Annotated in this window: 1 protein-coding gene; it reads right to left on the bottom strand. The window is 28.0% G+C overall.

Annotated elements, in window-relative coordinates:
* Window positions 1–56: 56 nt before the first annotated feature.
* The gene (locus ON17_RS01715; protein ID WP_152411662.1) at window positions 57–353 is read right to left on the bottom strand and encodes a hypothetical protein; all 297 of its coding nucleotides are present in this window, start codon (window positions 351–353) and stop codon (window positions 57–59) included.
* Window positions 354–725: the final 372 nt, after the last annotated feature.

The raw sequence follows: 725 nt of genomic DNA, 5'->3' as shown, positions 1-725 counted from the left end.
TATTATTCTTTTATAATAAACTAATAAAACCATTTTTTTAATTATTTTTGTAAATTTTAGTTCCACCAATTTAAGAAATTCTTCATGCGACGAGCCTGTTGAACCACTTTAAGAGCTGGAGCGGCACCTGGCACGAAGCCAACTATAATTTCTGCCGTATCCATTAATTGTTTTTCTTGTTTTTCCTTTTCCCATTTGTTTTGTAATGTTTCGAATTCATGTTTTTTTTCTGCTAATTTTTGTTCTTTTTCTATTATTATATTATCTTTTTTTAATAACTCATTTTTCGTCTCCTCATGCGCCTTTTTCTCATCTTCTAATTGTTGTTTCAATTCAGCAATTCTTTGGCGCAATTCTTTATTTTCTATTTGTAAACTTTTATTAGCCTCTTCTAGTCCTTTAATGGCGCCTTCTAATTGTTGAATCTTTTGCCCTTAGTGGATATATAATTGCATTTGTTTATCTAATTCATCATTTAATCGGTTGATTTCTGTGGTTTGTGCTTCAATAGTTTTCTGTAATTCCGCTATTTCTTCATCTTTTTGTTTAATAATATTTTGTAAGGCATTTTCATGTTCTTCTAATTGTTGAACTCTTGCTTTAGTAATGTTTAATTCTTATTGTTTAATAGCTAATTTATTTTTAAGAGTTTGGTCAATATTACCATTTTTTTCTAAATCATCTTTAATTTGAGTAATTTCTTTGCTTAAGGCTTCATTTTCTTT

The organism is Poinsettia branch-inducing phytoplasma str. JR1 (genome assembly GCF_000309465.1).
Lineage (GTDB): Bacteria > Bacillota_I > Bacilli_A > Acholeplasmatales > Acholeplasmataceae > Phytoplasma > Phytoplasma pruni.
Note: the sequence above shows the minus strand (reverse complement) of the source record. Positions and strands in the feature narration are given on the sequence as shown.